The 6638-nt window shown below is 65.8% G+C and carries 1 protein-coding gene; it reads right to left on the reverse strand.

Translation table 11 applies throughout. The features are described from left to right. On the reverse strand, positions 1-4655 hold a 4655-nt coding region (locus ACIP98_RS39230), incomplete at its 3' end, for a M91 family zinc metallopeptidase (RefSeq protein ID WP_401981201.1). Positions 4656-6638 lie beyond the last annotated feature (1983 nt).

A 6638-nucleotide genomic window follows, 5' to 3' on the forward strand; every position in this document is an offset into this window, starting at 1 on the left:
CCAACCGGCCCAGCCACCGGCCCAGCCACCGTCTCCGGCAACACCACCTCAGGACGCTTCCCCCGCCGGATCTGACTGCGCCGCACCTCATCCGCAGACACGGACGCGGTGTCCGTCATGTCATCCTGCCCGGGGACCACGCCATCGTCCACGTGCCCGGTGACGCCACCGGTGCCGGTCGATTCACCCTCGTGAGCTACTGCATGGTCCTTGTCCCCGTCGTCGGTCTGGAGCGATGCGCGGGGCACTTCCGTCCCGTTGTTCGCGGGGGTCGTTCCTGCAGCGATGGCACTGGAGTCGAGGTTCCGACCGTTGGGGGTGGTGTCGTTGCTCTGAGTGGCCAGTGGATAATCTGCGTCCTGGTCCCCTCGGGCGTTCATCGCGCCATGGGCATCTGGCTGATGGGGCGTAAATCCGGCCGTGTGGTCGGTCACTTCGATCTCAGCGGCGCGACGCGACTGCAGGTTCTGCAGGTGAGTGCCGGCTGCAGTATCCGCGGGGAGCGCCCTGCGTCCCACGGGCACTTCGGTGATCCGTGTTGCACCCCCATCCGCCACCGTCGACCGCGCCTCGGGGAACACCGGAACCGCTTCCACCTGCTCTAGGGCCGGCGGCAGCTGATTTTCAATGCGGGTCAACAGCTCATGCAAAGTTGCCCGGCCCAGGCGTAGCTCCTTCAGAGTGAAGGCGACATCGGGATTAAGTGCCCAGGCGCTTGAGACTGGGCTGTTGGGGGGAAGCGCAATACCGATCAGGTCCCTGGCAGTCACGGTCAGAGACATGACCTCGTCGTCCTGACCGTCTCCAGTCAAAGACTGCGGTGTGGTGAGGCGTTCAGCGTGACGGGCAGCGAAGGCGCTGTTGCCGTGGCCCGGCTCATGAGCCGTGTCTGCATCAGCCGTGTCATTCGTAGCCAGAATGTCGTCTGAGCTCGTCGGACTACTCGTCTCCAATGTTGCTGTGCCGTGCTCCGTCGCGGGCAGTGCCAGGTTGACCGCTTGCAACAGGTCCACATCCGCGTCCGCCTCGAGTGCACTCCTGCCTTCGTCGGCGGGCCGGCCGTAGTCGACCTCAAGGGTGACGCGGCGCATGTGGTCCGAAGGCGCGCCGGGTTGCCGTCCCATGGACGTGTACTCGATTTCGAAGTCCTGGACTGTGGGTTTCGGTCCCTGGACATCTCGCAGCAGTGCTTCGATTCGCGCGCTCAGGGCGTCGGCGACGGTCTGAGCACGCACGGTGCCCGTCTCCTCGGCCCGGTGGCCGCCTCGGCGGAACCGCCCGTTGCCGTATCCAATGGCCAGGCTCTTCGGCAGCGGGAGTCCCCGTCGCCAGTTGCCGACGCCTGCTTGGACTAGTCGTGCTGCCGTCTCCTCCAGCGCGGCGCGGGCTTCGGCGGACAGCTCCGTCCGTACACCCTGCGCGAATGGCAGATCGACAAACTCGGGCCCGCGGGCGTGTTCGGACCCTGCGCGGACCGGGTTGGCAGGACCCGGAATGACGGGTCCGGGGGTGGAGACGTTGTCTGCGTTGGAGCCCTCGGTGTAGGCCTGACGAGGCGACAGGCCGTGTTCGGCGCGGATCTTGTTCTCGGTGAACTCAAGTCCCGCGAAATTCTCGAGCCCGACGACCTGGGCCTCATCTTCGGCCGTATTCTCAACCGATAGCCCGTGCAGGTTCCGCTGAACATGGATCAGTTCGTGTGCAAGTCCGATAAAGGGAGGACGCAGGCCGTCAGCGGTCTCCCACGCATTCGGATTGTACTGAAGCAGACTGAGCGTGCCCCGCTGCGTATCCGAGGCCCACTGCGCATTGATCGGCCTCGTCGCATTTCCCGTGTGTGCCGCGAATCGCGGACCATCGCCGATCACGGTACCCGCACCGACGCGCTCGATCTTGACCTTCGCCTGCTGCCAATTCGACAGCCCCGACCTGGTCCGACTGCTGCCAATGCTCTCCAACAACGCCCTGCCGACCGGCTGCCCCGCAAGCAGCAGCAACTGCTCGTTGACCGTCTTGAGGAAGGTCGGATCCACGTTGGGATCCCAACGGACAAAAATGCCCGGGAAAGCAGTCGCCTCTTCTCTCAGCACCCTACGCGGTTCCGCCGGCAGCGAAAGCGAACTTTCACCGTCCCCCTGCTCAAACTGCCCCGACCGACGCACCCGCCTGCTACTAGTGGGTACGGAAAGACCGTATTCCTCTCGGCCGGGCTCCGCAGACGGCTGACCGGTCCCGGCATCAGTCCTGGTGGTTTCCCTCCCGTACGAATGGTGGCGCATGACGGAAGGACCGGCATGTGTCCCACCCTGCTGTCGCTCGGCCCGCTGCTCCCGACCCTGCCCCGCGAAAAACGCGTACTGTCCGAATTCATTGGGCTGGGGGATGGCAGCGCTCCCCGCCATTGTCGGGGTTCCTGTCAGCTGCACGGCTAGGGGATACAGCCGTTGAACGGTGGCCGAAAGCTCGCCATGCTGGGCAATGGTCTCCATGGCGGTCGAATGCCGCTTACCGTAGGACCGCACCTCGAGTACGACCAGTGGAAGCGTACTTCCGCCGTTCGTGTCGAGATCTCCCAGGATGGTCATCTTGAAGACATCGTTCATCTTCTGCTGCTGCGGGTAGTCCCGCTGCACGCTACTCAGAAGGAAGTCCCGGACGGTACCCTGCTCCTTCAGTTTGAAGTCGACAGCGTGAGCTGGTGGGTTCTTGCGCAGACTTTTATTCTCCCTGTAAAGGCGGTAGAAGTCGATCCTTTCCAAGATCTTCTTCTCGAACAGCGCCACAAAGGAGTTGGCATCCGATTGGAGGAAGCGCTGCACGTCTTCGGGAAGGTGTGACAGGAGAACGGCGGGATCATGCCGTGCCAGGACCGCCGCACTTGCCTTGTCGAGTTGGTGCGCTTTCACCCCGTTGACTGCCGCAGCTGCATGCACATAGACGAGTGCCGCGTGGCCGCGCAGCTCCTGCACCCCTCGGTCAGGTGCGTTCAACTGCAGGGCAGCGTTTGCGAGATTACCGGCGATCCGACCGCGGCTCGCCCTCCAGTTCATGTACCGGGACGCGATCATATCGCTGAACACCAAGGCATCTGTCAGGTGGTCGCGAGTGTGATAACCGTACCTTTGATCCCGCCAGGTGTTGTCGCGCACATGCGCTAGGAAAGGATGGACTACGGCCAGCGGGACGCCTATATTGTGATGGACGTGCGCACCCGGATTGTCCCCAATCGGCCGTGGGCCGATCAACGCACCCTTCGCGAGTTCAGTCAACCTCCATCCGTTCTCCTTTTTCAGGACGTCCTTCAGGGGAACGGTGGGCTTGCCGCCACGATCACCAGCGATCGACTCGAATGCCGCTTCGGTCTCCATGTAAGTGCGGAGCATGCGCAGGAAGTCGCCCCCTTGTTCATGGGGGACGTTGTTCATCTCCCCTACGATGAGTTCAGGGATGACCAGGTCCACATCGTCATAATCGTCGCCTACCGCGGCTATGGCGTCACGTTCATTCCGATAGTAATTTTCGTCGGAATCCACCCAAAGCTGTTTAGATTCGCCCACGATCCTGGCACCGTTTGGACCCCAGGCCAAGACATCTCCGAGCGTGTCAAAGCTGTCGATTTCTTCATTAAATGCAAGGGGGAAGGTGAACTCCGACTCCAGGCCCGACTTCCCGCCCCGCATACGGGGCCAGTCGATCCCGGCAATTTCCAGGGCGACTTCCTCAAAACGCGCCTTTAGATCTCTGCGGGCGAAGGCAGCGCCGCGCGATATTTCAAGCTCTCGATAAACTTCAACCGCATGCTCATCGGAGACGGTGTCCCGGCCGAGCTTCTCCTTGAGATATGCGTTGACATACCGGGGAAGCTCGGATTCGAGCGACAACTCCCGGCTCTGCTCACCGATCAGACCACCATCACCCTGCTCGAATTGCGGTGTATGGGGTGTCTCGGTGCTGGTGGCCGCAGACCGCGCATGGCGGTCATTAGCGCTGACGTCATTCGTCAACGAACTCAGGTCCCCCTCGCCCAAGTTGTCGACCTTCACAGACGGCTTGGTCTCCGGGCGGGGTGCCCCGCCGACAAGGTGGCCCGCGCGGATAAGTGCTGGTGTGGTGACGGCGTCGTAGTGGGTGTGGCCGTTGTAGTGGACGTCGACGGAGCCGGTGGCGTGCTGCGGGCCGGCCTGGGCGATGAGGGTGGTGCCGGTGAAGGTACGCAGTCGGATGCCGAGAGCGTGGGCCACCAGGCCCGGGAACATCTCGCCTTCTTCACTGCTCCAGGTGCTCGTGTTGGGCTGCCACCGCCGCAACGACGCTTCCAGACCAGCAAACTCATGCCGGTCCAGCGGCAGGTCCAGCGCCCCGTCGACCGCGGCGTCGACGACACGGGACAGAATGTCGGACCCGTCGTCGCCTGAGAAGTGCTCGACCAGGTCACCGAACTGATCGAGCGACCCCACAGCCGGCTGCCCGGAACGTGCCACGCCCCGCTCGCGCATCGTCTTGTCGTGCAGAGCGCGCAAAGCACGCAGGGCAAGCCGATCCCCCGCCGTGACAGCCTGGGGAACCACACCCTCGGCGATACGCGTGAACAACCCTTCGGCGGACCGCCTCAACCGGTCGAGTTGCTCCTCACCCGTGCGGTACTGCCGCACCACCTCACCCGGGATACCCCCCGGCCCCGCATCCCGGACATACCCCACCACCAGCCCGTGCAGATCCTGCGCGGCACGCCCCAACGGCGTAGCCTCCCCCACCCTCCCGACCAGACGATCACCAACACGCCCAAACGTTCCGAGCTGACGCACCACAGCCGCATGCCGACCACCCGGATCCCCACCCAGACCCACAGGCCACAGGCCAGGCTCCATACCCACCAACACCGAATACAGCAAACACCTGCCATCCCCCGGCACCAGCTCACGCCGCCCCGCCATCCGCACAGGACCATCCCCACCCCCCGCCCCCACAACAGGCACATCAACAGGCACGTCAGCAGGTGCGTCAGTAGGTGTGTGAGCAGGTGTGTGAGGTGCCGGCCCGGAGGAGAGCGCTGCCGGAACCTGCGGTGCGTGATCCGTGCGCACGCGCCCGGCATCCCCGGCTCTCGTTCCGGACGTCACCTCCCCTTCCCGGTCCTCATGGCTGACCGTGGCCGTGGCCGTTGCCGGCCCCGCGCCAGGGATTTCGTCGCCCGCGGGCACGAACGCGGGTGGGGCCGCGCCGGTACTGCCCTGGGTACGAACCCGCGCCGGGCTGGCGCCGGATTCCCCAACCCCGCCGGGCCGGGTGGCGTCCGGCTCACCAGCGGACAGCGTGCGGACCGTTCGCGGGGCCTGGTCCGGGATGGCAGCATCATGCCCGACCGGCGGAAGCCCGAGATGACGGCCGATCTGCTCGGCATACTCGGCGGGAGTACGGCGTTGGGAACGTGGCCCGCCGACATCAATGACCAAGTGGGGCCGGGCCCCGGCCTGGGCAGGCGCCACCGTGACATGCAGGCGCTCACCGGTCGGCAGCGGATACCCGGACGCGTTGAAAGCCTGCTCGACACCCGCCGTCAAACGCTCCCACTCCGCCCGGACCTCGGCGTCCGTGACAGCCCCGGCGTGGGAGAAACCGACCTCCACCGTCACATCGACCACCGGCTCGCCGTCGTGGGTGAACCGACGCACATCAAAACCGGAACCCGCCGCCCCCAACCCGCGACCAGCCTGGACGGATGCGCCCTGGGCGGGTACGGCCTGGGTGGTGTCATGCGCCGGGACCGCACCAGTCCACGCATCCGACCGCGACACCGCCGCGCCGGCCCGCGCCGCCTGCCAACCCGGCGACGCCGACAACGACCCCGGCACTGCAACGCCATGAGCACCGCCCCCGTCCACCGCACCCACCGTCTCCGGGGAATCCGTGGTGCGCTGTGCACCGTCGCTCTCCGAGGAATGCGCCCGGTCCGGGGAGTGAGTGGTGCGCGATGTGCCCTCGGGTCCGGCAGCATGCGTCGACTCCGCGCTGCCCACCACACCTGCCGCATCCACCGTCCCCGACACGCCGACCGTGTCGGTGGTGTCGGTGGTGGCCGGACGGGTGTGCGTGTGCTGCGCGGCCGGGTGCTGTGTGCCGCCCGCGCTGCCGGCCGACTGGCCGCCACGCGAACCACCCTCAACCCCCGCCCCCGTGCCCGCGCCGGCAGGGGACGCGGTGGCCGCCCCCGTGCTCGTGCCAGTGCCGGTGCCGGTGCCGGTGTGGGATGCCAGACCGGGCGAGGACGACGTCGACACCGGTGGCCTGACCGAACCCGAACCCGCCGTGCCGTGCGGCACAGCCCCCGACTCGGTAGGAACCACCGCCCCCGGGAAGCCCGCCCCGGCCGGAATGTCACCCGTACCGGTCGTACCCGTGAACACCCCGGTACCACCGGCCGTAGCCGGCAACGGCCCCACACCCGTACCCGTGCCGGTTGCCCTGCCCTGTCCCCCACCGACAGCCCCGCCCTTACCACCCCCCGGCACAACGTTAATGAAATTACCGAGATTGAACTGCGACCCGAACTTGTGGCCCAGATCGCCCGCCGCAATGAACAACCCGCCCATGGCTATGGAACTGACCACAGCACCATGAAACGTGCTAAAGCTGAAAGC

It is taken from the genome of Streptomyces sp. NPDC088354 (genome assembly GCF_044753585.1).
Classification (GTDB): Bacteria; Actinomycetota; Actinomycetes; order Streptomycetales; family Streptomycetaceae; genus Actinacidiphila.